This is a genomic window from Faecalicatena orotica, from assembly GCF_905197545.1.
Classification (GTDB): domain Bacteria; phylum Bacillota; class Clostridia; order Lachnospirales; family Lachnospiraceae; genus Faecalicatena_A; species Faecalicatena_A orotica.
On the sequence record NZ_CAJJZH010000007.1, the window covers coordinates 287,996 to 313,064 of the forward strand.

Genomic DNA, 25,069 nt, shown 5'->3' on the forward strand with positions numbered 1-25,069 from the left:
GAGGCGGTGCCATGTCTACACACAGACATATTGATAAGATCTGCTGTGCCGTCCTTTTGGTTGTCTTCATTCTGACTGCCGTATTCTGTAATGCAGAAGCTCTCGGAGTCGAGACTGTCTCGTCTGCTTTTGGGTATGAAGGGAAACTGTTCGATACTTCGTCGGTCCATACAATTGATATAGTAATGGATGACTGGGACGGATTCCTGGAGACATGTACGAATGAGGAATATACGATATGCGCTGTAGTGATTGACAACGAGGCGTATAAAAATGTAGGAATCCGTGCAAAGGGGAATACGTCTCTCAGCTCGGTGGCTGCATATGGAAACGACAGGTACAGTTTTAAGATAGAGTTTGACCACTACGATGACGCAAAGAACTACTATGGTCTTGATAAAATCAGCCTTAACAATATTATTCAGGACAATACCTATATGAAGGATTACCTCTCATATCAGATGATGGGCTATTTCGGTGTGGATGCGCCTCTTTGCAGTTATGCGAATATTACAGTAAACGGCGAAGACTGGGGCCTGTATCTGGCGGTCGAGGGCGTGGAAGAAAGCTTTCTTACGTGGAATTATGGCAGTGACTACGGAGAACTCTACAAACCTGACAGCATAAGCATGGGCGGCGGACGCGGTAACGGCGGCGGATTCGACATGGAGGACTTCGAAGAACGGTCCGGACAGGACGGGGAGGCAGATACGGAGGAAGACAGCGGCAAAGACACGTCCGGAAAAGCCATGCCCGGCGGCGGGATGAAGCCGGGAGGCCGCGGGCAGCCGGAAGATGGAACAATGCCTGAAATGGGTGATATGCCTGATGCGGGAACAATGCCCGAAAAGGGCGCTGCACCAGAAGACGGAACACTGCCTGAAATGCCGGAAGATGGCGCGATGCCCGATATGGGGGACATGCCGGAAGATGGGATGATGCCTGATATGGGAGACATGCCGGAAGATGGAATGATGCCTGATAGAGGAAATATGCCGGAAGATGGCGCCATGCCTGCCAACGGGGGCGGCATGGGGATGGGCAGCGATGACGTCTCCCTGATTTATTCTGATGATGATCAGGACAGCTACAACAATATATTTGATAACGCGAAAACAAATGTGTCAGATGCTGACAAGGAACGTCTGATAGAGTCCCTTAAGACACTTAATGAAGGCGGGGATATAGAAAGCGTTGTGGATGTGGACGAAGTGATCCGGTACTTCGTGGTGCATAATTTTGTCTGTAATTTTGACAGCTATACCGGTTCTATGATTCACAATTATTACCTCTACGAGGAGGACGGTGTTATGTCTATGATACCGTGGGACTATAATCTGGCCTTCGGCGGTTTCATGTCTGGATCAGATGCCGGAAGTCTTGTCAACTATCCGATTGACACCCCTGTATCGGGCGGCACGGTAGAATCAAGACCCATGCTTGCATGGATTTTCAATGAGGAAGCATACACGGAAATGTATCATGAGTACTTTGCAGAATTTATCTCAGAATATTTTGACAGTGGTTACTTTGAGGAAATGATTGATTCCGTCTCTGAGATGATTGCTCCGTACGTGGAAAATGATCCAACGAAGTTCTGCACGTATGAAGAGTTTGAGGAAGGCGTATCGACGTTGAAGGAATTCTGCCTGCTGCGGGCCGAAAGCATAAACGGACAGCTGGACGGCACGATCCCGTCGACGTCTGACGGGCAGGGGGAAGATGACAGCGCGTTGATAGATGCAGGAGACATCGAGGTCTCTGCGATGGGGTCTATGGGAAATATGATGGGGATGGGAGGCTCTAAAAATAAAGACAGATAAGATATTGTACAGGGAGGTCCGTTAGTGGGCCTCCCTGTACTGCTCCGGTGTTATGCCTTCGTATTTTTTAAAGACACGGAAGAAATATTTTACATTGTCATAGCCGACTGCTTTGGCAACCTGATACATTTTCCGGTCAGAACCTGAGAGTAGTTCTTTGGCTTTGTCAATCCGGACCTGGTTCAGGTAATCTACAAATTTCTGATTTGTTTTGTTCTTGAAAAGCTGGCTTAAGTAGCTGCGGTTCAGGTAAAACAGACAGGAGATAAAATCCTGGGTCAGGTTTTTCTGGTAGTTACGGCTGATGTAGATCTTGATTTTTTCTATGACGTCGTCGATTGCGTACACGCTCTGCGGTTTCAGCAGTGCAGTAATATTGGTGAAAAACTGCATATAATAATTTTTTAATTCTTCCAGAGAGAAGATATAGCTCATTACATTCTGCATGCTGCTGGAGTCGGCAGAAGAACCGTTCTGATTCAGGTAGGAATTCATGATCAGGCGGCACTGGCTTCCCAACTGGTAAAGATGATACTTCACATCCGCAAGTGTACATCGGGGGACTGTTTGATAAAAGAAAAACAGTTCATCAATCAATATGTGAACTTCCTCTGTCATTCCTGCTTCTACACGGAAGAGGAATTCTTCCTGTTTATCCCAGGAAATAAAAATCTGTTCTTTCCTGTTTATGTTAAAATAATACTTCAGCTCTTTCTGACTGAGACTCTGGCTGTTCAGTGCATCAGAGGTTTCAAGGAAAGCGTCGTGGAGTTCAGTCAGTGAATTATGTGTACGGCTGATCCCTGCTGTTGCACGGGAATCATGTCCGTTAAGCCATGCAAGAAGAGCCTCTGTGATCTGGAGTGCAAGCTGTTTGTCTGTGAGTGTTCCTTCCTCTGGTACAAAGATGATGATAAAACCGAGCTGGCTGTTATTCGGGTTTTTGAGATATATTGCCAGATTCTCAAAATTATGTTCAACAATAAATTCTTCTATGCTGACATCCTCAAGTGGTTTTTCGAAATGTAGTGTCAGGAGGAGAAGGTTATGTGTCTCATTGATGAAACCCAGCTTTCTGGAGCTAATTGCAGCAGAAGCAGTATGATATCCAAGAATCAGATTTTCCAGCATTTGTATATCATATTCGTAGTAATTGGCTTCAGCCTGTTCCTCGTTTGAGAGCAGCGTCTGATAGGAAGCATCATTATCAATACGGGCTATTGCGTCTAACATGGCTTTTTGAACAGTATCCCGGCTGAACGGCTTTAGGATATAGTCAATCGCATTTGCTGAAATGGCATGTTTTACATAGTCAAAATCGCGGTATCCGCTGATAACGATCAAGGGTTTATTCGGATATTTCTCTGAGAGATAAGGCAGTAGTTCGGTACCGCCCATGACAGGCATCTGCATATCCAGTATGATGATATCCGGATTATACTCTTCAACAAGTTTCATCCCTTCGGCCCCGTTATCGGCTTGTCCGATGCATGTAATCCTGTCGTTCAGATCTGAGAGTTTCTTCAGCGTTCCCTCACGGATGATTTTTTCATCGTCAATAATGATGAAGGTATACATGTGTGTCCCCCCTTATCCTGATGTTGTTTCTAACACAGGTAACTTGATCTGTATCTGTGTCCCTGCATTTTCTGTGCTTGTCACAGTCAGCCCATAACCCCGGCCATAGTAAAGCTCGATACGTGTCTGGATGTTTTTCAGCCCGATACTGTGTTTTGTGCGGTGTCCGAGTTCTGTGAAAGTAGCCTCTTTAAGCAGGCGTTCATTGAGTTCCGTTAAGGTCTCTGGCGGCATGCCTTTTCCATTATCGTCCACATTGAGATAGATATAATGATTCTCTATATGTCCATGTATTGTAATTGTATCACCTGCGGTACAGTAATTTAGTCCATGATACAGGCCATTCTCCACAAGTGGCTGGAGAATCAGCTTCAGCACCTTCTGTGAGTACATTTCAGGAGGAATATCCACGTTTACGGAAAATTTATGATCGAACCGGATCTGCTGGATACAGACATAATCCTGTACGTTTCTCAACTCATCTTCGACGGATACAAGTTCACTGGGAGTCTTAATGCTGTAGCGGAACATATTACCGAGAGCAAGTGACATCATTGCGATCCGTTCATTTTCTTCGATTTCTGCTATGCTGTTGATAGATTCAAGAGTATTAAATAAAAAATGTGAGTTGATTCTGGCCTCAAGAGACTTCATCTGGGCATCCAGTGCGATCAGTTTATCCTGATAATCCCGTTTAATAGAAGAATTCAGTTCTTCAATCATGCTGTTATACTCGTTGTATAAGGTGCCAATTTCGTCTGTACGGTTCAGGTACTGTGAGGATGCAGAAAGGTGACGGCCGTCCTGTTTTGCCATTTTCCTGCTTAAATGCTCGATTGGCTGGGTCAAATTGCGTGACAGCACTCTCGCAGTTAATATAATTCCTATGCCGCATACGAGTGCGGATACAATCAGGAGAATCCCGGTAAAATTAAATTCTTTGAACATTGCATCATAATCGACTTTTGCAGTCAGCAAAAGATTATCCAGATCCAGTGTCTCAGAGTATGTCTTATAGTTCCGGCCTGATTCATCTGCTGTAAGATCATTATGGCCGGAATAAAGAATGCTCCTGTTTGTTGTATCCTGCAAAGTAAATTGTATGATTTCTGGCATAGTATTGATATTGCTGATATCAAAAATCTCGGGGTTACAGTCAATGACCAGTACTCCGAGAAATTCATGGGAGTATACATCATAGAGGCTCTCTGCGAAAAACACACTTTCCTTTTTGCCGGTGAACATCTCATGATCTTTAACGGGGCTGACATATAAAGCCCCGTTTTGGTCAAGTACCTGCTGATACCATTCGGTACCGTCAGGATGATATCCGACTACGAGATCCCCATTCTGTGTGCCCCTGTAGCTTAAGACAACGTCTGACGGTGTGAATACATATAAGCCATAAATATAATCATAGGAATACAGGACATTCTGGCAGACGAATTTTGTATTATTATTGGCTTTTAATACTTCAAATGAGCTGTGTTGTTTCTCAGGGTCTGAGAATTTCTTTAAGTTTTCTATAATGGAAAAATCACCATCGGAATAAAAGGTAAAAAGCCCCGCTGTCTGTTTGATTGCCTCTATGGTATCATTAAGTTCAGCCGTCGCGTTATGAAAAATATTTGCCGATATTTCGTCCATCCGCTGATTGGTTGTCTGTGTGTAACGGCTGTATGCAACTGATGTGATCAGAAGCAGCGGAATGATGGCTACGGTTATAAATATGCAGAAAACCTTGGTTCTTAACTTCATAGGCACCTCCGTTTTAATACAAAAAAAGTATACCATAACACCTAACAAAAGTACACCATCCTTGTGATAGAATGAATTTAACAAGTAAAGGAGGAGAAACATTATGAAATTAAAAAAGATTGCAGCGCTGATATGTGCTGCGGCAATGGTTACCTTATGTGCAGCAGGCTGCGGGGGCGGTTCTTCCGATGATAAGACAGAGGATGCGCAGAAGAAGTCTGAACCTGTGGAAGTCACAGAATATGATTCTCAGGCAATCGAAAATGCAGGGGACATTACACTGACACTGATGATGTCCGGAACTGAAGTGGAAAATGATTTTGATACGGAGGTTTTGCCAAAGCTTGTGAAAGAAAAGTGGCCCAATGTAACACTGGAGGTTACTAAGCTGCCCGATGACAATTACTATACCGCACTGAAGACAAAGCTTGCTTCCGGCGAATGCCCGGACATGATTCTGGTACAGCCCATGTATGCGGGATCAAATGCATGTTATTCTCTGGCAGATTCCGGATATCTAGCTCCTCTTGATGATTTGAAGAGTCTGGACAATATGGAAGACGTATCAGGAATGACTTATAACGGAAATGTATACGGACTTCCGAAAGGTGTTTCTATACTTGGTACATATTATAACAAAGACATGTTTGAAGAATGCGGTATCAAAGAGGAACCAAAATCATGGGATGATTTTCTGGATGCATGTGAAAAGCTGAAAAAGGCGGGACACCAGCCGATCGTTATGGGGGACAAAGACCAGTATGTTCTGCAGTTTGGCTTATATCAGCTGGCTGCAAATGAGATTTACCCGGATAACGCGGCATATGACGAAGAATTGAGGACAGACGATACCTCATTTACAGATGAGGGAACATGGGACCATGTATTGGAAATGTACAATACATTATATGAAAAGGGATATATTGATTCTTCACAGTCACTGGGACTGAGTGCCTCACAGGCGATACAGGAATTCATTGACGGGAATGCGGCAATGACATTTGATGGTTCTTTCAATGCCACGGCACTGCTTGCAGATGGTGCGGCAGGAAGTTTCGCCAGAGGTTATTTCCCTCTCCCGGGCGATAAGGGTGATGTGTATACAGCAACCTGCCTGTCAGCGGGGATGGGGATTTATTCTAAATCCGAATATATTGACGAATGCAAGGAGCTTTTAGATTACTGGTTTGACGGCGAATCTGAAATCTGGGATGCGTATATTTCTACCGGAAAATATATTATGACTTATGGAAATGGTGCTGAAACAGCTCCGAATTACGAGATGTTTAGGCCATTCGTTGACCTTTTAAATGAAGGAAAGGCATTTCACTGGTGCAATCAGTCCTGGCCGGCAGGTACAGAGACAACAATGGAGGAACTGTTCAGTGAAATGATAGGCGGACAGGGAACTACGATTGAGGATATAACTGAAGGCATGCAGGATAAGTTTGAAGATCTGCTGGATGAATAATCCTTCAGGTGAAATGATGAGAGGATATTCCGTATATTTGCCCGAATCAATGTACGGGGTATCCTTCTCTTTTGAAAGAGAGGAAAGGTAAATGAGCGGTCAGACGAAAAAAAAGAAGAGGGGCGGGAATCTGTCTTTGGTTTTCCCAAACCGGATGTACACCTTTATTATACCGGCAGTAGCAATGTTTTTTGTATTTTGGATTCTGCCAATCTTCCAGCTGTTTTATTACAGTGTAACGAATTTTAACGGGATTAATTATAACTATGATTTTGTGGGCCTGAAGAATTTTATCCGGATTTTTGAAAATGGGACCCTCACCAACTCAATCCGTATTACGTTAATCTATGCGGTCATGATTGTTCTTCTGGGGAATCTGATCGGGCTGGCAGTTGCGATGCTTCTGAATATGAAGATCAGGGCAAAGGGATTATTCAGAACCTGTGCCTACTTCCCGGCACTGTTCAGTGCAATTGTGGTAGGATTTATCTGGTCTTATGTTTATATGCCAAAGTCAGGCATGATCGCAAGCCTGCTTAATCTGATCGGTATGAACGGCGATGCATTCAATCCGCTGGGGAATTTTAAGACGGCGTTATATGCCATTGCGATTGTTGAAGTATGGAAAGCATTCGGAACTACAATGATTATTTATCTGGCAGGCCTGCAGACTGTGGATGAAAGCCTTCTCGAAGCCGGACGGATTGATGGATGTACGGAATGGCAGCTGATACGGAAGGTAAAGCTTCCTTTGATCTCTTCGACGATTACAATCAACGTGATTCTGAACGTCATTGCAGGTCTGAAGGCATTTGATTATGCATTTATTATGACAAATGGCGGCCCGGGGAAATCTACAAAAACGTTGATGTTCCAGATCTATGAAATTGCATTCACAGATCAGAAGATGGGACGTGCGAGTGCGTTCTCGGTTGTGTCGTTCCTTGTTATCATTTTGATTACGGTATTCATGCTTTACTTTTTAAATAAGAGGGAGGTGGAATTATAATGGCATTCGGCAGAAAAAAAGATGTATATAAAGAAAAAGAATCGTACGAAAAATTAACACCGCAGATTATTCTTGTTTATATTGCAATCGTCCTCTTTTGTGTGATTGTAATTGCGCCGCTGGTCATTGTATTTTCCAGTTCACTGAGGTCTCCGGGAAATATGGATACCCCCCTAAAGCTGTTTCGGGAATTATCAACGGCAAGTTATGTCAAGGCGTGGACGAACATGAATTATCCCGGCACATTGTTAAACAGTGTGTTGACGACTGCGGGTTCCGTGCTGGTTATTGTTCTGATCGGTACGATGGCGGCATACCCAATCGGGAGAATTAAGGCAAAACCGGCCAAGTTCCTCTATTTCTTCTTTATCTCAGGTCTGGTTATTCCGTCTCAGATGGTAATCGTTCCGATAGCCCAGATGATCTCCAGACTTAATATACCGAACACAAGATTTACTCCGATGCTCATGTTTATCACCTGTTCGCTCCCGTTCTCGGTCTTTTTATTTACCGGATTCATGAAGAGTGTGCCGATGGAGATTGAGGAGTCTGCGTATCTGGACGGGGCGGGCCTTTGGCAGAGGTTTTCACAGGTCATGTTTCCGCTTCTTAAGCCGGCTACAGTATCAGTTGTGATTACGCAGGGACTCTGGATCTGGAATGATTATTTTTACCCGATGGTGTTTATTTCAAAAAAGAACCAGTATTCGCTGCCGGTAGCAATGATACAGTTCCTTGGGGATAAGGAAAATCCGGCACAGTGGAATGTCTTGTTTGCAGCGTGTGTGCTTTGTGCACTGCCGCTGATCCTGGTGTTTACTTTACTGCAGAAGCAGTTTATTAACGGAATTGCAGCCGGAGCCGTGAAAGGTTAACCGGGCGGAAGACGGAGGAAGCATGAAGAAAAAACTGGAGTACTTCTGGACTTATTATAAATCCCCATTCCTTATTATTCTGGCAGTGTCAGTCATAGCAGGGCATTTCATCTATGCTGCTGCGACAGAGAAAGAATCTGCATTCACGGCATACATGTTTGATGCCCATGCCGGCAGCGGGCAGGACACCGCTGCAGCGGAGTTTGCAGAATTTGCAGGGATTGATACATCCAGAGCTTCTGTTACGATTGATGCTTCCTTTTTGCTTGCAGACTCTTCTGCCGGTAATTATACGATGACGAGTCTGGCAAAATTCTATACAGAAATCGGGACAGAAGAGCTTGATGCATGTATGATGACGGAAGAAACCTTTAAGACCTATGCGGGAACAGATGCATTTCTGGATTTGCGCAGTTGTTTGAGCGAAAAACAAATAGAGAGATACAGGGAATCATTTGTCTATGAAAAGGATGTTCCGGTAGGGATCAGAGGAAATGAGTTTGACTGGATCAGACAGACGGGCGGATATGAGGAAAACCCATGTATATTTGGCATTGTATATAATTCGGGCCATGTAGAAAATGCTGTAAAGTTTTTGGAATACTTAGATGGAGGGAATAAGAAGTGAAGATATTTGCACCAGATGGTTTTTTAGCGAGAACATTAAACAGGACAGGAGATCTGATTATTTTAAATCTGCTTACAATTATCTGTTGCCTGCCGGTTGTAACCGCGGGGGCCGCGATTACTGCGCTGTATTCTGTGACACTTTGTATGGTGAAGAATGAGGAGGGACACGTGGCTGCCGGGTATATGAGGGCTTTTAAAGAGAATTTTTGTCAGGCCACCGTACTCTGGCTGGGAGCAGCGGCAGTCATTGCAATTCTGACAGGTGACATTTATCTTTTGAAGGGGACGGCATCGGCCGGACTGGAAGTATACAGGGGCGGCCTGATCTTTCTGCTGGTCCTTGTTCTTATGGTGGTATCTTATTTATTTCCGGTACTGGCACGTTATGAGAATACGTTAAAAAATACTGTGAAAAATGCATTTTTGTTTTGTATGGTCCATCCGGTACGTTCTCTGATGATGATACTTATTTTCAGTATTCCGGCGGCGTGCCTGTGTATTTCTTACAGATTCATATCTGTACTTGTATTGGCTGGTATATCCGGTCCGGTTTTTTTAGCAAGTATGTATTACCGCTCTGTTTTTCAGAAATATGCCAGAGAGGAACGAGAAGTCTCTAAGAAATTTATAAAAGAAGAGGAAATTTTATTATGAAGAAAGAAATCTGGAAGGACCCACAGAAGGAAAAGAGCCTGGATGGTGCACAGTCTCCGCTGTGGTTCTGGAATGACAGGCTGGATGAAAAAGAACTGATCAGACAGCTCGAGATGCAGACGGAGAACGGGGTGGCTTCTACAATCCCCCATGCGAGGACGAATGGCGGGGAAGGGTATATTGGCGGCTATCTGGACGAGGAGTGGTTCGACCATATTAAAACTGTTCTGGAATATAAAAGGGAGCATAAAGAACCAGTCTGGATGTATGATGAGATCGACTGGCCGGCCGGAACCTGTAATAAGACGATTACACAGGATGAGAGGAACCGGGAGCAGTATTTGTCTTTTACACGTGAGAAAATACCGGCGGGAACTCCATTTCGGGCACAGCTGAAAGATCTGAGGGGAAAGCCTCTGGGAAAGTTAAAAGAAGACACGGATAAATCAGGCTGTGCATTTAATATCTTTATTCTGGATGCGGAAACCCGGGAGCAATACGATATTACTAACTATTTCAAATATCTGATATTCGGGCCGGAACTTGAGTTTGTATCTGACAGGGATGCTCTTGCATATATAGCAAAGGTTCGTGTCGATGCATATGAGTATGGGGGATCGAATCAGGTGAATTATCTGGATGCTTCTGCAACAGGGGCATTCTTAAGTTCCACTTACGAGAAATATTATGAAAGGTTTTCGTCATACTTCGGCAGTACGATAAAGTGCTTCTTTAATGATGAGACAAGAATGTGTAATCCGCTGGCGTGGAGCCGTGACCTGCCGGATGTGTTTCGGCAGAGAAAAGGGTATGACCTGATGCCGCACCTCGTAGATCTGGTGCTGCCCGGGGAAAAAGCTGGACGTACGAAGTGTGATTATTTCGATGTCCTTGCGTACTTGTTTCAGGAGAATTATTTCGGAGAAATACACAGATGGTGTGAGAAACATGATACAAAGCTTTTCGCCCACCTTCTTGGTGAGGAGACTTTATACGGCCATATCCGTTACAGCGGGGATTATCTGCGGCAGAATAAATATCTGGATATTCCGGGAGCTGATCATCTGGGCAAGGGAATCGGCAGCCTGAATATTAAATATACTGCATCGGGGGCACATTCCTACGGACATGAAATGACAGCGGTGGAAGTATTTGCCGGGTGCGGCTGGGATTTCACTTTTGAGGAATACATTCGGATGATATCCTGGCTATATCAGCAGGGCATGCAAGTAATCATTAATCATGGTTTTTTCTATTCAGACAGAGGGGAACGGAAAAATGACTGGCCGCCGTCACAGTTTTTCCAGTGGCAGGGATGGCCCAGAATGAAGGAAGGAAATGCAATGGTGCGCCGTCTGCATTATGCCCTGACGGGAGGAATGAATGAGATGGACATACTCGTCTACCATCCGATAGAAAGTGTGTGGCTGAATTACGAACCGGATCTGAATTATACACATGGTTTTGCAGAAGGGGGATTTCTGGGGAACGGACAGGCTGCCAAAATAGATAAAGAGATGCAGGTTCTGATGAATGGACTAATGTCGGAAAATCTGGATTATGAGCTTATGCATAAAGATGCCTGCAATAATTTTAAAGCTTCTGGCGGGAAAATAAGAAACCGCAGGACAGGGCAGGAATTCTCAGTCTTAATCCTGCCGATGTGCCGTGTGCTTCCTGTAGAAGCTGCCAGGCTATGTCTTGAATTTACACAGCAGGGCGGAAAACTGATAGCGTTGGATGAAATCCCTGTATATGCGATGCCGAGGGAAAAGGATAAAGAACTTGCAGGAATCTTCCAAGCGATAAAAAAGACGGGAAATCTGGTGATTCTCCCTGTTGAAGAAAAAGAAAGATTGTACGCGTACATACGTGCAAATATACCGGCTCCTGTAACAATCGTGGAAGGAACGGGGAAAACAGTAAACAGTCATCCCCACTATCCGGATTATATGATAGACCCCTATCTCCACAATGGCGAGAATATCACAGGAGTACAGTTTACACGGTATGTGAAGGATGGAAAAAGAAACACCCTGTTCGTGAACTATGGAGAGGCAGAGGAAACGATATTGGTAAAACTTGAGGCAGAGGAAATTCCGGAGATATGGGATACATTTACCGGAGAGGTTAAAAAGGCAGAAGTGACAGAGCATGTTGGAGGATATTATACAGTCAGACTTACACTGCCCTGTAATTACGGCGTATTTCTGGTAGGTTAAGAAGACTGTAATAGTACGGAACAGGAGCGGTGCTATGAATGTGAAAGAACTTATAAAAAAGATGACTTTAAAAGAAAAGGCTGCAATGTGTGCCGGTTCAGATTTCTGGCATACAATGCCTGTAGAAAGGCTTGGGATTCCATCCATTATGGTTAGTGACGGACCTCACGGACTACGGAAACAGGAAGAAGACGGTGACCATCTGGGCCTGAAGAAGAGTATAGAGGCAGTCTGCTTTCCGGCAGCCTGTGCAACGGGATGTTCCTTTGACAGAAACCTGCTTCGGGAGATGGGGGAGGCGCTGGGTAAAGAATGTCAGGCAGAAGATGTTGCGATACTGCTGGGACCGGGCGTGAATATGAAACGATCCCCTTTGTGCGGACGTAATTTCGAATATTTTTCCGAGGACCCTTATCTGGCAGGTGAGCTGGCAGCGGCATATATTAAAGGGATACAGTCGCAGAATATCGGTACTTCGCTGAAACATTTCGCTGCAAATAATCAGGAATTTGAACGGCGTGTCAGTTCGTCGGAGATTGATGAAAGGACTCTGCGGGAAATTTATCTGCCGGCATTCGAAATAGCTGTCAGGAAAGCCTGTCCGTGGACTGTGATGTGTTCCTACAATCAGGTGAACGGGGTACAGGTCTCTGAAGATGAATACCTTCTCAGAGATATTTTAAAGCAGGAGTGGGGATTCGAAGGATTCGTTGTATCTGACTGGGGAGCTGTATGCGACAGGGTCAGAGGGGCAGCGGCCGGGATGGATCTGGAGATGCCGGGAAATGGCGGTATTAATGAAGAGGCTGTTATAAAAGCAGTTCAGGACAAGACATTGGATGAGGAGATACTGAACGATAACGTTGAACGGATTTTGAATATTATTTTCCAATATACCGAGAATAAAAGGGAAGAATTATTTGACAAAAAGAAGGATCATGAACTTGCCGTCCGGATTGCAGAGCAATGCATCGTGCTTTTAAAAAATGAACAGGTACTGCCCCTGAAGAAGAATCAGGAAAAGATACTGTTTGTAGGAGGCTTTGCAGCGCATCCGCGCTATCAGGGCGGGGGGAGTTCTAATATCAATGCATGGAAGGTGCCTTCTTTTCTGGAGGCGGCAGAAATTTATGCTGACGTGGAATATGTGGAAGGTTTTCCCTATGACTGTGATTATTGGAATAAAGATAGTGCAGGGGAAGCAATAAAAAAAGCAAAAGAATCTGAAATGGTTATTGTATTTGCAGGACTTCCGGACAGCTTTGAGTCAGAGGGCTATGACAGGACACATATGCGTCTTCCGCAGTGTCAGGACCGATTGATTGAACAGCTATGTGAAGTAAATCAAAACGTAGTCGTTGTACTCCAAAATGGTTCCCCTGTGGAAATGCCGTGGGCCGGTAATGTAAAGGCAATTGTAGAGGCATATCTGGGAGGTGAGGGTGTTGCGGAAGCGGTACTTTCAATTCTGTTTGGTGAAACCAATCCGTCAGGCAGGCTGGCAGAGACTTTTCCGGTCCGGCTTCAGGATAATCCTACATGGCCCTGCTACCCGGGGCGAAACCGCAGGGCGGATTACCGGGAGGGAATATTTATTGGCTATCGCTATTATGATACGAAAGAAATGGATGTACAATTTCCATTCGGTCATGGCCTGAGCTATACGGAATTTAAATATTCCAACCTAAGAGTCACACCTCTAAACATGCGGGATACAGAAGAGATGACGGTAAGTGTGGATATCAGCAATACAGGAGAATATGCAGGGAAAGAAATTGTTCAGCTCTATGTAAGAGACCTGACAAATGAAACCTGTCGTCCAGATAAGGAACTGAAAGGCTTTGCAGCGGTATATCTGGAACCGGGAGAGACTAAGACTGTGGTAATGAAGCTCAATAAGCGTTCCTTCGCGTGGTACCACACAGGGATGAAAGACTGGTATGCTGCGGACGGCAGCTATGTAGTTATGATAGGGAAGTCGTCCAGACAGATCGAGATGACACAGACGGTACATATAGCCAGTACGAAGCAGCCGGAGCTGACAGTGGATAAAACTACGACTATCGGACAATTACTTGACGACAGCAGAACAGAAGATTATGTGAGACGGGTGATTATTCCCAACTGTCCGTTTGCAGAGAATTTAAAGGCAGGACATTCCGGCAAAACGGCAGAAAATCTGATGAGGAATTGGACAATATATTCTCTGCGAAGTTTTGGCGGGGGCGATAACCGGAAAATAGAAGAATATGTAAAAGAATTGAATCAATTGCTGTAGAATTGTGCAGATTCGGATTGTACGGGGTTGGTCCTTTTTCAAAAGGGACTGACCCCTTTGAACAGGATCGGAGGTATTATGAATCTGGAACATTTACGTTATTTTCTTGTGCTTTCAAAGTATGAGCACTACGGCAGGGCGGCCGAAGAACTGTGTATTTCCCAGCCAGGACTCAGTCATGCAGTTACTGCATTAGAGACAGAACTGGGTGTCAGATTATTTTTGAAGACCGGACGTAACATTAAACTGACACAATACGGGGAAATACTGAGGCAGGAGGGGGATAAGATTATTAATCTGGCAGACCGCTGTGAAAATCTTTTTTTTCGTATACAAAGTGGCGGGGGGACATTAAGGCTGGCCGGTGTGATTAACCTGATGGGCGGGACGATTCCGGAACTGGTACGGGATTTCAGGAAAGAAGAAGACTTCCCGGGGGAATTTCAGTTTTATACAGAAGCGACACAGAAGATTATAGAGGGGGTCAGAGACGGAAAATATGACATTGGTTATTGCTCCCGAAGTGACTGGAAAAATGATATAGAGGCAGTACCTTTTCAGCGTCAGGACATGGTGGCTGTTATGGATCCGGGACACCCTTTGGCAAAGAGAAACGGTATTACATTGAAAGAGACGTTTTCTTATCCGCAGATTCAATTTTCAGATTCCAGCGCACTTTATCCGGTTCTGAAAGAGTTCTTTGCCCTGGCAGGAGGAATACCGGAAGCTGCGTACAGGGTTGACAGAGATGAGGTAATAACCGGGATGGCTTCCTGCGGGTTTGGACTTGCGGTTATGCCGAGGCTTCCGTCGGTATACCGCCCGGACCTTGTGACCGTTCCGATTACATCCCCCTCCTGGGAAAATATATTTTATATGATCCGCAGAAAGGAGAATTTTTGTACAGCTCTTGAACAAAGCTTCTTTCAGTATTGCAGGGATCAGGCGGCTTTGTAAGTGCCGCTGAACAGGATTCTTTTTGAAAGGGCGGTCTGGATGATGTCAACAGTCTTTCCCGTGAATAGGGCACAGACTACAGTTCCGATACCGATTCCCAGAAGCTGGTGAAGACATCCGAGGGAAAGGAACAGTGCAGCAGCCAGAAATGTGATATCATAAAAGGTCTTTACTCCGGCGTAAGAAAGTGTAAACATGACGGAGATGTCTCTGGGAAAAAGATCAGTTGGCATAATAGGCAGATGGCTGTTGTTCGAAACAAAGATACCGAGGGCCATGATAAAGAATCCTGCAATAAAACAGAGGATCCTTATGAAATATGTGTCCGGCAGCAGATTGAGCCAAAGTTCATGTACGTCAATCATCTTGCTGAAGGCAAAGGCCAGAATAAAGGAAAAAAAGTATTCTGATTTCCACTTTCGACCGAGAAGCGTTAGCGATAAAATCAATAAGGCCTGAATAAGAAAATTCCATGTCCCAAACCGGAAAATTGGAAAGGTTTTGCTCAATAGAAAAGGTACAGCGGCGATGGAAGACATTCCAAAGCCGCTTTTACTCATTAAAGCGATAGAAAAACTATATACAATAATAATAAATAAAAGTGCCGTGACCTTGCGGACATGCAGAGTCCGGGCAGCCGGGCTGACAGATGGTTTCATAAACATAACTCTCCTTTTTCGTTTGCTTTTTAACTGGTTTGTCATGACAGTTTAAGTATAAGGAAAGACTGAGGAGAAATCCAATGATTAATAGGAATGGTTCTATTCGAATTAAGAATGATAAACTTTTGCCGTAGTTCAACAGTTTTGCAGAATATTAATGGAAAAATAAGGCTACGTCTTGTTTTTTGGAAAAAACATGATAAAATATAGAGATAATGTGCATTATTATGCATATCAAGAGAAATTTGGAGGAATGAAAAGATGAAGAAGAAAGTTTTAAGTTTATTATTAGTGACAGCATGTGTATTATCTATGACCGCCTGCGGTTCAAAGAAGGAAGCAGATACATCCGATTCAGGAGATTCTGCAAAGAAAGAGACTCTGATTATGGCAACAAACGCAGAATTCCCGCCGTATGAATTTCACGAGGGAGATGAAGTAGTCGGAATCGATGCAGATATCGCTGCGGCAGTTGCAGAGGAGTTGGGAATGGAACTGAAGATTGAGGATATGGCATTTGATTCCATTATCACGGCCGTTAACAGCGGTAAAGCGGATATCGGGGCAGCAGGTATGACTGTAACAGAAGACCGTCTGGAAAATGTTGATTTTACGGATACATATGCAACCGCAACACAGGTTATTATTGTAAAAGAAGACAGCGCTATCACAGGGCCGGATGATCTGGCAGGCAAGAAGATCGGTGTTCAGCTTGGAACAACGGGCGACCTTTATGCAGATGATATCGAAGACGCAGAAGTAGAGCGTTACAACAAGGGATTCGAGGCTGTCCAGGCTGTACAGCAGGGCAAGATTGACGCAGTTGTGATCGACGGTGAGCCGGCGAAAGAATTTGTAAAAGATGCAGAAGGATTAAAGATTCTGGACGAAGCTTTTACAGAAGAAGAGTATGCAATTGCAGTGAAAAAAGGAAATGACGAACTGAAAGAGAACATCAACAATGCACTTGCTACATTAAAGGATTCCGGAAAGCTGGATGAAATCGTAGCAAAATATATCAGCGCTGACGGCGAGTAAAAGAGGCACCCATTATGTTGCAGACATTCCAGGATAAGTTTTATCAAAATTTTATAGAAGATAACCGCTGGAAATATATAGCGGAAGGACTGGGAGTTACACTCGAGGTAACCTTCTTCGCAGTTATTATAGGTATCGTCATTGGTTTTCTGGTAGCGATTGTACGTTCTACATATGATAAGACCGGAAAATTAAAAATACTGAATGTTATCTGCAAGATCTATCTGACCGTGATCCGGGGGACCCCGGTTGTTGTGCAGCTGCTGATTATTTACTTTGTTATTTTTGCAAGCACAGATGTGGATAAAGTAATAGTTGCAATCATGGCGTTTGGATTGAATTCAGGTGCTTATGTTTCTGAGATTTTCCGTTCCGGAATCATGTCGATTGACAACGGGCAGTTTGAGGCAGGACGGAGTCTCGGGTTCAATTATGTACAGACGATGATCTATATCATTATGCCGCAGGCTTTCAAGAATGTACTGCCGGCGCTCGGCAACGAATTTATCGTACTGTTAAAGGAGACATCTGTTTCCGGGTACATAGCGCTCCAGGATCTGACAAAGGGCGGCGACATCATACGAAGCCGTACATATGACGCATTGTTCCCGCTGCTGGCCGTAGCCTTCATTTACCTCATCATGGTAATGATATTTACAAAGCTTGTAAATATGCTGGAGAGGAGGTTAAGAAGCAGTGACCACTAATGGAGATGTATTAATAAAAGTAAAAGACCTTCATAAGGTTTATCACAACAGGCTTCACGCATTGGACGGGGTGTCAGAAGAAATCTTAAAGGGCGAGGTTGTTGTTATCGTAGGGCCGTCAGGCTCCGGTAAGTCTACGTTCCTGCGTTCCCTGAATCTGTTGGAAGTACCGACGACAGGGCAGGTTTATTTTGAAGGCGTGGATATTACGAGTAAAGAGACAGACATAGACCGACACCGCCAGAAGATGGGGATGGTATTCCAGCATTTTAATCTGTTTCCTCATAAGACGATCCTTCAGAACATTACGTTAGCGCCCGTCAAGCTCTTGAAAAAGAGTAAAGAAGAGGCCGAGGCACGCGCAATGGAGCTTTTGAAACTGGTCGGGCTGGAAGAGAAGGCAAACGCTTATCCGTCCCAGCTTTCCGGCGGACAGAAGCAGCGTATCGCAATCATACGCTCCCTTGCAATGGACCCGGATGTAATGCTGTTCGATGAACCGACGTCAGCACTGGATCCTGAGATGGTAGGGGAAGTACTGGAGTTGATGAAAAAACTTGCGAATGACGGCATGACGATGGTTGTTGTGACACATGAGATGGGATTCGCAAAAGAAGTGGCGACAAGGGTCATTTTCATGGACGAAGGAAAGATAAAGGAACAGGGGGCGCCCAAAGAATTCTTTGAGAATCCGAAGGAACCGCGGTTAAAAGATTTCCTCTCCAAGATATTGTAAAATTAAAATATAAGATTCAGTACGGCATTCACTGCCGGCCAGAGGGAGAACCCCGGAGCGATTGATATGCTCCGGGGTTTTTGCAGATGAAAGGGGATTTTTGAGGGAAGGGAATTTCTGAGAAAAGGGAAATTCTTTTTACAAAACATGTGTTCCGTGCTAAACTTATTTCATAACAGATAAATGATAGGAAAAGGACTAAGATAGGATATATGAGATATGAAAGAATAGATAAGGCTGTATTTCTGGAACGCCCGAACCGGTTTATTGCATATGCGGAGATTGGCGGAAAGAAGGAAACGATCCATGTTAAGAACACTGGGCGATGCGCAGAACTTCTGAAGCCTTTGGCACCTGTTTATGTACAGAAGAGTGATAACCCTGAGCGGAAGACGCAGTGGGACCTGATTGCCGTAGAAAAAGGAGATATTCTTGTGAATATGGATTCCCAGATTCCGAACCGGGTCGTTCAGGAATACATAGAAAAAGGGAATCTCTTCGGTGAGAAGCCATATGTAAGGCCGGAGACAACATACGGCAATTCCAGATTTGACCTGTATGTGGAATCCGGGGAAAGAAAAATCTTTATCGAGGTAAAGGGAGTAACGCTGGAAGAAGACGGTGTGGCACGTTTCCCGGATGCCCCGAGTGAGCGGGCGGTCAAACATGTTGAGGAATTGTGTCTTGCTGTAAAAGAAGGGTATGAGGCTTATATTATATTTGTGATCCAGATGAAGCCGATCCGCTATTTTACCCCGAATATGGATACGCATCCCGCTTTCGGGGAGGCTTTGAAGAAAGCAAGGGCTTCTGGTGTCAAAGTGCTTGCCTATGACAGTATAGTGACCCCGGAGAGCATCGAACTGGATCAACCAGTGCCTGTTGTGCTGGGGAATCCGCTCTTAAAAGAGGCTGCACTCCCGCTGGTGGAATGGTACAGAAGCAGTAAGCGCGACCTCCCGTGGCGGCATGATATAAGTGCATACCGTGTATGGGTTTCTGAAATTATGCTCCAGCAGACCCGTGTGGAGGCGGTGAAGCCGTATTTTGAGAGGTTTTTAAAAGAGCTGCCGACAGTGAAAGAGCTGGCTGAGGTTCATGAAGATAAGCTCCTTAAGCTGTGGGAAGGGCTTGGTTATTATAACCGTGTCAGGAACATGCAGAAAGCGGCCCAGCAGATTATGGCAGATTTTCACGGGGAATTCCCTGAAAGTTATGAGGAGATCCGGTCGCTTGCGGGCATTGGAAGCTACACGGCAGGTGCCATCAGCTCTTTTGCCTATGGAGTGCCGAAGCCGGCTGTTGACGGAAACGTGCTGCGGGTCGTATCGCGTCTTCTTGCAAGGGAAGATGACATTATGAAAGCGAGTGTGAAGACTGGTATAGAGGAAGAGCTGGAAGAAGTGATTCCACCAGACGCACCGGGAGACTTTAATCAGGGACTGATCGAACTGGGGGCCATCGTATGTGTGCCAAACGGAGAGCCTAAGTGTGAACAGTGTCCTCTTTCACATCTCTGTCAGGCCCATGAGCAAGGGATTGAGACAGAACTGCCTGTAAGGACAAAGGCAAAGGCCAGGAGGATTGAGAAGAGAACAGTCCTGATTCTGAAAGACGGGGATACACTCGCCATTAAGAAGCGTCCCGGAAAGGGGCTTCTTGCGGGATTATATGAACTTCCCAATGTGGAGGGACATCTTACGAGAAAACAGGTCATAGAATATAGTAATTCCATCGGACTTGCCCCGATCCAGATTAAAAAGGCAGAGAGTGCCAAGCATATATTCAGCCATGTAGAGTGGCATATGATCGGATATGAGATTAAGGTGGATGAATTGGAAAAAAACTGCAGTGAAGAAATGATATTTGCCCGGAAAGACGAAATTGAAGAAAAATACTCCATTCCGTCGGCCTTTGAGGCATACAGGAGATATGTACTTTAATTTAGAGTCCGCTCTGTTTTCTTGAAACCCGTATTGATTTATGGTATAATGCTCGTACTTGGCGAGGTATTTTCGAGCCTAGTAAGACATACACCTAAATACTTAACGAGGTATTTCACGAGTTTAGTATTTATGGTACAATTGCTGTAATATCCTGACAGGTATTATGAGGAACGGTTAAGACTGTATGGCACAACATAAAAGGAGTGTACAGCTATGGGCGATAAAACGGAGTTATCCAGACAGCAGCAGAAGTCTAAAGAGACGAAGGAACGTATCTTCAGGGCGGCCAAACGTATTCTGCAGAAGAACGGATATGAGGAGCTTTCTATAAAGAACATTTGTGAAGAGGCAGGTGTTTCTAACGGTAGTTTTTACCATCACTTTAAGACAAAAGATGACCTGCTTTCCTATTATATAGAGGATCAGCCGAATATCAACCCGGACCTGCTTGATCTGCCGAAGAATGCAGATGAGGCTAAGATTGCTATTATTCATGTATATCTGAACTATGTGGAGTATTGCAGGGAGCTGGGGGTGGAATTCATATCCGGCTATTATGACACGAAGAACCAGGCCCTCAACCCTGCAATCCGCACGGAGCGGCCATATCCGATAGTTACGGTGCAGACATATGTAGAGAAAGCAATACGGGAAGGGATCATTCAGATAAACGTGCGCATTGAGGAGTTTACTACGGATATCCGCATGATTGTAATTGGCAATGTATTTGAATGGTGCCTGAGGAACGGTGAGGCTGATTTTGAGGGAAATATGCGCCGTTCTCTAGGGAAGTATCTGGACAGCACGGTTTCTTAATGAAAGGATAACTGCAAAGGGGTACAGATGATGAAATATACATTTATATTGAATCCAAATTCACGTTCCGGCATGGGCGGCATGATATGGGAAACCATAGAGCCTGAACTGATAAAAAGACAGGTAGAATATGAATGCCTGCGCACGGATTATCCGGGGCATGCCATGAAACTGGTCAGAGAGCTTACGGCTGACCGTGAGGAACATATACTGGCAGTGCTCGGCGGGGATGGCACGGTTAATGAGGTAATTAACGGAATCTGCGATATCAGCAAGGTGACCCTTGGTTATATCCCAACTGGATCAAGCAATGATTTTGCGAGGGGGATGAAGCTTCCGAAGGACCCGCTGAAGGCGTTGGAAGTGATACTGAATCCCGGGGAAATAAAGAAGATGGACGTAGGTCTTCTGACACGCGCCGGAAAAGAGCGCAGATTTGCTGTGAGCACGGGTATTGGCTTCGATGCGGCAATCTGCCACCAGGCAGCCGTTTCTAAGCTGAAGGTGCTGCTGAACCGACTGAAGCTTGGAAAGCTGACCTATGTGGGAATTGCGTTAAACCGTCTGTTCCATGACAAGCCGGTGAAAGCGGAAGTGACGCTGGATGATGGTGTGACGAAGCAGTATAAGAAGGTATATTTTATTGCTGCTATGAATAATCCTTATGAAGGCGGGGGATTTTATTTTTGCCCGGATGCCAGAAGCAGCGACAGGCAGCTGGACGTGATCATCATATCCAACCTGCCGAAACTGGCCGTACTCCTGCTGCTTCCCACCGCATATAAAGGGTGGCATGTGCATTTCCCGGGAATATCTGTCATGCAGTGCAAAAAGGTGTGCGTGAAGATGGAACGTGCGCTGCCAGTCCACACGGATGGTGAGCCTGTATTTTTAAGGAAAGAAATCAAGGCTGAACTTTTAAAAGAACAGATCAGAGTTATATCAGCCTGAAAGAAGGAACGCATTATGGCTGGAATTATTACAGCAGTTGTGATCGTATATTTATACTTATTTATGATAGCACCGCGGATGACACAGCGCGGACGGATGAAGCCTTTTCTGGGAACACACTGGGCCCACAGAGGGCTTCACTGCATTGAAAAAGGAATACCTGAAAATTCTATGAAGGCATTCCGGATGGCGGTAAAGGAAGGGTTTGGGATTGAACTGGACGTGCACCTGACCAGAGACGAAAAATTAGTTGTCTTCCACGATGACACACTGAAGCGGGTATGTAAAAGACCAGGAAAAGTGGAAGACATGACCTACGAAGAACTGAAAAGCTGTTACCTGAGCGGGACTTCGGAACGGATTCCGCTTTTTTCGAGCGTTTTGAAATATGTAGACGGCAGAGTTCCGCTTTTGATCGAAGTAAAGCTTCCAACACAGGACACAAAGATCTGTGCCAGACTGTCGGAGGAACTGGCGGATTACAAAGGAGCCTTCCTGATCCAGTCCTTTAATTCCCTTGTAATCCACTGGTATAAGAAACACCGTCCGAAGGTCCTTAGAGGGCAGCTTTCTTCAAATTTGGTGAAAAGTGACAGGAGCCCGCATTATCTGCTTCGTTTTTGCGTAAAATATTTGTTAAGTAATTGTTACACAAGACCTGACTTTATTTCATACAAGTTACAAGACAGCCATAACCTGAGCCTGTGGCTCATACAGCACCTGTTTCTTTCGCCGGTGGCGGTGTGGACGCTGAAAACGGCGCAGGAGGCGGAAGAAGCAGAGCGGCGGTTTGATATGTATATTTTCGAAGGAAACGGCCGGCAGAGTGTGTAAATTCAAAAGATTTTGTTAAGGTTTTATGAACAGTGTTGTTGTCCACAGAAATTCGTGCTATAATCGGGGCAAGTTAGAGGGATTCAGTATAAGCATTCGGCAAAAAGGGAGCGTTCGGTATGAACATGAAAAGCAAGGCGGCAGCCTTCATTAAAAAATATAAACATGCCTGGGTATTTATGTACATTTTGATTTATATGCCCTGGTTCATGTATCTGGAGAAGCACGTAACAAGTAACTATCACGTAATTCATTCTGTGATTGACGATAAGATACCATTTATAGAATATTTCATTGTTCCGTATTTATTATGGTTTGTATTTATTGCCGCCGTATTCCTTTACTTTTTCTTTACCGACGTAGAAGGGTTTTATAAGATGGCAAAGCTGATGTTTACGGGAATGACGATTTTCTTGATTATATCAACGCTTATGCCGAATGGACTGCACTTGAGACCCATGTTTTTTGCGCGTGACAATGTATTTGTAGACATGGTAAGAATGCTTTACCGGGCTGACACACCTACAAATGTTATGCCCAGCCTTCATGTATTTAACTCTATAGGCGCATGTATCGCAATCTACAACAGCAAGGCGCTGCGCAGACATAAGATTATTTCATGGAGTGCCTATATTCTGGCGGGTTTGATTATCCTTGCGACTATGTTTTTAAAACAGCATTCTGTAATAGATGTCATGGCAGCATTTTTAATGGCATATACGCTATACCAGTTTGTCTATGTGACACATGGGAAAAAAGTACCGAAACTATCCCGCCAGACGGCTTTTTGGCTGAAGTAGGCTGTATCCGTCAGGCGGTTTGAAAGAACAGTGAAGTTTGAAGAGAGCGAGAGACACCCGCCCGGGAGCCTCCCGCTCTTTTAGCATTTTGGCTGCTGTGCACGGCACGGCATGCACAGTAACGCATTTTGTACTGCCTGGCCCCATTTTTCTGTTTATGTAGTAGCCAAATAAGCGGGGTTAGTGGTATAATGTGAGCAGATTACGAGAAATGGATTAGGAGGAACATTATATATCATGGGAAAGATTATGTTAACAGGTGACAGACCTACTGGAAGACTGCATGTGGGGCATTATGTGGGCTCTTTGAAACGAAGAGTGGAGCTGCAGAATACAGGAGAGTTTGAAGATATATTTATTATGATAGCTGATGCACAGGCGCTGACTGATAATGCGGATAATCCGGAAAAGGTCCGCCAGAATATTATTGAGGTGGCTCTGGACTACCTTGCATGCGGACTGGATCCGGAGAAGTCAACATTGTTTATCCAGTCACAGATTCCGGAGCTCTGTGAGTTGTCTTTTTACTATATGAATCTGGTAACTGTATCCAGACTGCAGCGTAACCCTACGGTGAAGTCGGAGATTCAGATGAGGAATTTTGAAGCAAGCATCCCGGTCGGATTCTTCACATATCCGATCAGCCAGGCGGCAGATATCACTGCTTTCAAGGCAAATACCGTGCCGGTTGGTGAGGATCAGCTGCCGATGCTGGAGCAGACGAAGGAGATTGTAAGAAAGTTTAATTCGATTTATGGCGATACTCTTGTGGAGCCGGATATCCTGCTTCCGGAGAATACGGCATGCTTAAGGCTTCCGGGGACTGACGGGAAAGCAAAGATGAGCAAGTCACTGAACAACTGCATCTATCTCTCAGAGGAGCCGGATGAGATTAAGCAGAAAGTATTCAGTATGTTTACGGATCCAACCCATATTAAGATTGAGGATCCGGGAAAACTGGAGGGGAATACAGTGTTTACCTATCTGGATGCATTCTGCAGACCGGAATATTTTGAGGAATTCCTGCCTGATTATGCGAATCTGGATGAATTGAAGGCACACTATCAGCGTGGCGGCCTCGGTGATATGAAGGTGAAGCGTTTCCTGAACAACGTTCTTCAGGCGGAATTAGAGCCGATCAGAAAGAGAAGAAAAGAATATCAGAAGGATATCCCGTATGTATATGAGATACTGAAGAAGGGCAGCGAAAAAGCTGAGAGCGTAGCGGCCCAGACATTGAAAGATGTAAAGGAAGCCATGAAAATTAATTATTTTGAGGACCAGGAATTAATCAATGCGCAGGCAGAAAGGTTCCGGGGATAGA

Annotated in this window: 21 protein-coding genes; 18 read left to right on the forward strand and 3 right to left on the reverse strand. The window is 44.8% G+C overall.

From position 1 onward, the window contains the following. Positions 1-11: 11 nt before the first annotated feature. Positions 12-1,823: a CotH kinase family protein gene (locus ABIN22_RS16255; RefSeq protein ID WP_346909947.1), complete on the forward strand. Its 1,812-nt coding sequence runs from the start codon at positions 12-14 to the stop codon at positions 1,821-1,823. Between the two features lie 21 nt (positions 1,824-1,844). Here ABIN22_RS16255 and ABIN22_RS16260 read toward each other — a convergent pair whose 3' ends face one another. After that, on the reverse strand, positions 1,845-3,401 hold the full coding sequence (locus ABIN22_RS16260) for a response regulator (protein ID WP_346909949.1): 1,557 nt from the start codon (positions 3,399-3,401) through the stop codon (positions 1,845-1,847). 12 nt (positions 3,402-3,413) lie between these two features. Continuing rightward, positions 3,414-5,159 carry a sensor histidine kinase gene (locus ABIN22_RS16265; protein ID WP_346909951.1) on the reverse strand — a complete coding sequence of 582 codons (1,746 nt, stop codon included), beginning with the start codon at positions 5,157-5,159 and terminating at the stop codon, positions 3,414-3,416. A gap of 103 nt (positions 5,160-5,262) precedes the next feature. On the opposite strand from ABIN22_RS16265, the gene ABIN22_RS16270 reads away from it, so the two are divergent. The 8 genes from ABIN22_RS16270 to ABIN22_RS16305 all read left to right on the forward strand — a co-directional run bounded on the left by ABIN22_RS16270 (position 5,263) and on the right by ABIN22_RS16305 (position 15,255). After that, positions 5,263-6,630, forward strand: coding sequence for an ABC transporter substrate-binding protein (locus ABIN22_RS16270; protein WP_346909953.1), 1,368 nt, complete (start codon positions 5,263-5,265; stop codon positions 6,628-6,630). Positions 6,631-6,721: 91 nt separating this feature from the next. Beyond that, a complete protein-coding gene (locus ABIN22_RS16275; protein WP_346909955.1) occupies positions 6,722-7,639 on the forward strand; it encodes a carbohydrate ABC transporter permease in 918 nt (305 codons plus the stop codon). Beyond that, on the forward strand, positions 7,639-8,514 hold the full coding sequence (locus tag ABIN22_RS16280; protein WP_346909957.1) for a carbohydrate ABC transporter permease: 876 nt from the start codon (positions 7,639-7,641) through the stop codon (positions 8,512-8,514). Before ABIN22_RS16275 ends, ABIN22_RS16280 begins: the two co-directional genes overlap by 1 nt. 22 nt (positions 8,515-8,536) lie before the next feature. Next, complete coding sequence (locus ABIN22_RS16285) at positions 8,537-9,142, forward strand: hypothetical protein (protein WP_346909959.1); 606 nt, start codon at positions 8,537-8,539, stop codon at positions 9,140-9,142. Then, complete coding sequence (locus ABIN22_RS16290; protein ID WP_346909961.1) at positions 9,139-9,798, forward strand: YesL family protein; 660 nt, start codon at positions 9,139-9,141, stop codon at positions 9,796-9,798. The genes ABIN22_RS16285 and ABIN22_RS16290 overlap by 4 nt, the downstream gene beginning before the upstream one ends. Then, positions 9,795-12,020, forward strand: a complete 2,226-nt coding sequence (locus ABIN22_RS16295) for a glycosyl hydrolase (RefSeq protein WP_346909963.1) — start codon at positions 9,795-9,797, stop codon at positions 12,018-12,020. The genes ABIN22_RS16290 and ABIN22_RS16295 overlap by 4 nt, the downstream gene beginning before the upstream one ends. A gap of 34 nt (positions 12,021-12,054) precedes the next feature. Next, a complete protein-coding gene (locus tag ABIN22_RS16300; RefSeq protein ID WP_346909965.1) occupies positions 12,055-14,298 on the forward strand; it encodes a glycoside hydrolase family 3 C-terminal domain-containing protein in 2,244 nt (747 codons plus the stop codon). A 78-nt stretch (positions 14,299-14,376) separates the two neighbouring features. Then, on the forward strand, positions 14,377-15,255 hold the full coding sequence (locus ABIN22_RS16305; RefSeq protein ID WP_346909967.1) for a LysR family transcriptional regulator: 879 nt from the start codon (positions 14,377-14,379) through the stop codon (positions 15,253-15,255). Here the strand turns inward: ABIN22_RS16305 and ABIN22_RS16310 are convergent. Then, the gene (locus ABIN22_RS16310) at positions 15,240-15,914 is read right to left on the reverse strand and encodes a DUF6198 family protein (RefSeq protein WP_346909969.1); all 675 of its coding nucleotides are present in this window, start codon (positions 15,912-15,914) and stop codon (positions 15,240-15,242) included. The genes ABIN22_RS16305 and ABIN22_RS16310 overlap by 16 nt on opposite strands. A gap of 264 nt (positions 15,915-16,178) precedes the next feature. On the opposite strand from ABIN22_RS16310, the gene ABIN22_RS16315 reads away from it, so the two are divergent. From ABIN22_RS16315 to trpS, 9 genes are all read left to right on the forward strand, one after another. Beyond that, positions 16,179-16,955: a transporter substrate-binding domain-containing protein gene (locus ABIN22_RS16315; protein ID WP_118620257.1), complete on the forward strand. Its 777-nt coding sequence runs from the start codon at positions 16,179-16,181 to the stop codon at positions 16,953-16,955. A gap of 14 nt (positions 16,956-16,969) precedes the next feature. Then, the gene (locus ABIN22_RS16320) at positions 16,970-17,662 is read left to right on the forward strand and encodes an amino acid ABC transporter permease (protein ID WP_118620258.1); all 693 of its coding nucleotides are present in this window, start codon (positions 16,970-16,972) and stop codon (positions 17,660-17,662) included. Continuing rightward, a complete protein-coding gene (locus ABIN22_RS16325) occupies positions 17,652-18,398 on the forward strand; it encodes an amino acid ABC transporter ATP-binding protein (RefSeq protein WP_118620259.1) in 747 nt (248 codons plus the stop codon). Before ABIN22_RS16320 ends, ABIN22_RS16325 begins: the two co-directional genes overlap by 11 nt. A gap of 212 nt (positions 18,399-18,610) precedes the next feature. Then, the gene (mutY, locus tag ABIN22_RS16330; RefSeq protein WP_346909972.1) at positions 18,611-20,341 is read left to right on the forward strand and encodes an A/G-specific adenine glycosylase; all 1,731 of its coding nucleotides are present in this window, start codon (positions 18,611-18,613) and stop codon (positions 20,339-20,341) included. A 216-nt stretch (positions 20,342-20,557) separates the two neighbouring features. Then, complete coding sequence (locus tag ABIN22_RS16335) at positions 20,558-21,160, forward strand: TetR/AcrR family transcriptional regulator (protein ID WP_109732301.1); 603 nt, start codon at positions 20,558-20,560, stop codon at positions 21,158-21,160. A gap of 27 nt (positions 21,161-21,187) precedes the next feature. Next, on the forward strand, positions 21,188-22,111 hold the full coding sequence (locus tag ABIN22_RS16340) for a diacylglycerol/lipid kinase family protein (RefSeq protein ID WP_330405397.1): 924 nt from the start codon (positions 21,188-21,190) through the stop codon (positions 22,109-22,111). A 15-nt stretch (positions 22,112-22,126) separates the two neighbouring features. Beyond that, entirely contained in the window at positions 22,127-22,945 is an 819-nt protein-coding gene (locus ABIN22_RS16345) for a glycerophosphodiester phosphodiesterase (RefSeq protein WP_346909973.1), read from the forward strand. Between the two features lie 119 nt (positions 22,946-23,064). Further along, positions 23,065-23,745 carry a phosphatase PAP2 family protein gene (locus tag ABIN22_RS16350; protein WP_109732357.1) on the forward strand — a complete coding sequence of 227 codons (681 nt, stop codon included), beginning with the start codon at positions 23,065-23,067 and terminating at the stop codon, positions 23,743-23,745. A 237-nt stretch (positions 23,746-23,982) separates the two neighbouring features. Further along, the gene (gene trpS / locus ABIN22_RS16355; protein ID WP_109732358.1) at positions 23,983-25,068 is read left to right on the forward strand and encodes a tryptophan--tRNA ligase; all 1,086 of its coding nucleotides are present in this window, start codon (positions 23,983-23,985) and stop codon (positions 25,066-25,068) included. The last annotated feature ends 1 nt before the right edge of the window (position 25,069 follow it).

What these genes read in the sequence shown, in the direction of transcription:
- ABIN22_RS16255 (WP_346909947.1), top strand. Translation starts at nt 12, where the DNA reads ATGTCTACACACAGACATATTGATAAGATCTGCTGTGCCGTCCTTTTG.
- ABIN22_RS16260 (WP_346909949.1), bottom strand. Translation starts at nt 3,401, where the DNA reads ATGTATACCTTCATCATTATTGACGATGAAAAAATCATCCGTGAGGGA.
- ABIN22_RS16265 (WP_346909951.1), bottom strand. Translation starts at nt 5,159, where the DNA reads ATGAAGTTAAGAACCAAGGTTTTCTGCATATTTATAACCGTAGCCATC.
- ABIN22_RS16270 (WP_346909953.1), top strand. Translation starts at nt 5,263, where the DNA reads ATGAAATTAAAAAAGATTGCAGCGCTGATATGTGCTGCGGCAATGGTT.
- ABIN22_RS16275 (WP_346909955.1), top strand. Translation starts at nt 6,722, where the DNA reads ATGAGCGGTCAGACGAAAAAAAAGAAGAGGGGCGGGAATCTGTCTTTG.
- ABIN22_RS16280 (WP_346909957.1), top strand. Translation starts at nt 7,639, where the DNA reads ATGGCATTCGGCAGAAAAAAAGATGTATATAAAGAAAAAGAATCGTAC.
- ABIN22_RS16285 (WP_346909959.1), top strand. Translation starts at nt 8,537, where the DNA reads ATGAAGAAAAAACTGGAGTACTTCTGGACTTATTATAAATCCCCATTC.
- ABIN22_RS16295 (WP_346909963.1), top strand. Translation starts at nt 9,795, where the DNA reads ATGAAGAAAGAAATCTGGAAGGACCCACAGAAGGAAAAGAGCCTGGAT.
- ABIN22_RS16300 (WP_346909965.1), top strand. Translation starts at nt 12,055, where the DNA reads ATGAATGTGAAAGAACTTATAAAAAAGATGACTTTAAAAGAAAAGGCT.
- ABIN22_RS16305 (WP_346909967.1), top strand. Translation starts at nt 14,377, where the DNA reads ATGAATCTGGAACATTTACGTTATTTTCTTGTGCTTTCAAAGTATGAG.
- ABIN22_RS16310 (WP_346909969.1), bottom strand. Translation starts at nt 15,914, where the DNA reads ATGAAACCATCTGTCAGCCCGGCTGCCCGGACTCTGCATGTCCGCAAG.
- ABIN22_RS16315 (WP_118620257.1), top strand. Translation starts at nt 16,179, where the DNA reads ATGAAGAAGAAAGTTTTAAGTTTATTATTAGTGACAGCATGTGTATTA.
- ABIN22_RS16320 (WP_118620258.1), top strand. Translation starts at nt 16,970, where the DNA reads ATGTTGCAGACATTCCAGGATAAGTTTTATCAAAATTTTATAGAAGAT.
- mutY (WP_346909972.1), top strand. Translation starts at nt 18,611, where the DNA reads ATGAGATATGAAAGAATAGATAAGGCTGTATTTCTGGAACGCCCGAAC.
- ABIN22_RS16335 (WP_109732301.1), top strand. Translation starts at nt 20,558, where the DNA reads ATGGGCGATAAAACGGAGTTATCCAGACAGCAGCAGAAGTCTAAAGAG.
- ABIN22_RS16340 (WP_330405397.1), top strand. Translation starts at nt 21,188, where the DNA reads ATGATGAAATATACATTTATATTGAATCCAAATTCACGTTCCGGCATG.
- ABIN22_RS16345 (WP_346909973.1), top strand. Translation starts at nt 22,127, where the DNA reads ATGGCTGGAATTATTACAGCAGTTGTGATCGTATATTTATACTTATTT.
- ABIN22_RS16350 (WP_109732357.1), top strand. Translation starts at nt 23,065, where the DNA reads ATGAACATGAAAAGCAAGGCGGCAGCCTTCATTAAAAAATATAAACAT.
- trpS (WP_109732358.1), top strand. Translation starts at nt 23,983, where the DNA reads ATGGGAAAGATTATGTTAACAGGTGACAGACCTACTGGAAGACTGCAT.